Source organism: Fundidesulfovibrio sp., assembly GCF_058402725.1.
This window is the reverse complement of the sequence record NZ_JBZVFJ010000315.1, coordinates 1-1,842: the sequence shown is the minus strand read 5'-3', so window position 1 is coordinate 1,842 and position 1,842 is coordinate 1. Positions and strand designations below refer to the sequence as shown.

At 76.2% G+C, this 1,842-nt stretch carries 1 pseudogene; it reads right to left on the bottom strand.

Annotated features, from left to right (window positions below):
* Positions 1–1,842 (bottom strand): annotated as a pseudogene (locus ACV4UX_RS19120) (hypothetical protein); the annotation flags it as partial.

Genomic DNA, 1,842 nt, shown 5'->3' with positions numbered 1-1,842 from the left:
GCGTGACGCGCGCCTCGCGGGTTTCGGGGAAGAGGTAGCGGGCCTCGTAGAGTGCGCGACGCGCCGCGTCGGCACGGGAGCGCTGGAGCACCGCGCGCCCCAGGGTCACGGCCATCTCGCCGCCGCCAAGAGCCTCGAAGCGAACCCGCACGCCCTCCACCCGGGCCGGGAGCCGGGGCAGCACGGCGGGCAGGCCCGGCTTCACGGCCACGGACACCTCCTCGCCCGCGCCCCAGGCCTCCAGGCGCACGGCCCCCAGGCCCTGGCGGCGAGCGCCCAGCTCCAGCCAGAGGCTCACCACGTCGCCGGGCGCGGGGGTGAAGGCCGCCCCGGTCTCCAGGGCGAGCCCTTCCCGGCAGGTGACGCCCAGGCCGTCGGGCTCGGAGGCGAAACGCGCGCGCGGCCCGGCCCTGAGAAGCTCCGAGGCGAACGCCGGGTGCACCCCTGGGCGCGCCCGGCCCCCGGGCTCGGCCAGGGGTGCGAAATCCACGGACCAGAGGGGGTCCTGGTCCACGAAGCCGTCGGGGACGTCCATGTCGCACTCGGCCCCGAAGCTGGCGCAGCGCTCCACGGTGGCGGCCAGCAGGGCCGGGACGTCGCGCCGGGGGGCCACGCGGGCCAGGCGCGCGCCCTCCAGTTCCAGCTCGAAAGGAGCCTCGGGGGCCTGGGGCGACCAGACCACGTCCAGGGAGGCCGGGGCCATGTCCTTCCAGGGGGCCTCGCCCAGCACGGAGAGGTTTGCGGCCAGCTCGCCCCGGCCGGAGAACACCTCGCGGGCGCGCGCGGGCAGGTCCCTGGGCAGGCCGTCGCGCGTGAGCTCCCCGGGCAGCCCCGAGGGCACGAAAAGGAGCTTCTCCACGTTGCGCGCGGCCACCACGCGCTCCTGGTCCTCCCGGAAGAACATGAGCGCGGCCTCCTTGAGGCGCACGCTCTTCGTCCCCGGGGCCATGGCGCGCAGGTGTCGGCCCACATAGAGGCGCAGCACCGAGCGCCCGTCGCCCAGGTCGAAGGTGCGCTTGGGCAGGGCGTACCAGTCCAGCACGGTGCGGCCCTTGCCCTCGGGGTCCAGGGAGACCACGAGGTTCACCTGCACCTGCTGGCCGCGCGCCAGCACCACGTCCACGGCCCCCACGCCGGTGAGGTCCCGGGCGAAGCGGCGCTGCACGAAGGTGGAAGGGCCGTCCTGGGAGTAGCGCCAGGTGTCGTCGGGGGCGCGGTCCAGCCAGCGGGAGAGCTGGTAGCGCAGGCCCTTGGAGGCCCAGGGAGCCCGGGCCACGTCCGCGGCGTCGCGCGCGGGGGAGTCCACCCACTCGGGGTCCAGGCGGTCCACGGTCTCCAGGGGGTCGGAGACGAACACGGCGCGTCCGCCCCCGCCCTCCAGCACGGCGGCGAAGCCCAGGCAGGCGGGACGCGCCGCGTCGAAGAGGTAGTCCAGGCGGGCCTCGTTGTAGTCCGCGAGGGCAAGCCCGTCGCCGGGACCGGCCAGACGGGCCAGGCGGGGGCTCCCCCCAGCCCGGGATGCCCCTGGCGCGGCGGCCGGAGACGCGTCCGACGGACGCTGCACGGTCCGGCCCTGGCCGGGCGCGGCGGCCGCCGTGGCGTCCGGGGGCAGGGGCAGGGTCTTCTGGGCCAGCACGCGGGCGTACTTCACCTTGCGCAGGGCGGCGCGGGCGTAGAGGTCCCCTGCGACCGGAGCGGCTCCGCCGGACCAGAGCGCGCCGGGCAGCGCATGCGTCAGCTTGGCGGCGACGTAGCCGGGGACGTCGAAGTCGAGCTTGAGCGCGCGGTCGACGCCGTCGACGGGATGGAAATCATAGATCAGCCGGCGGCTCGCACCGCCCC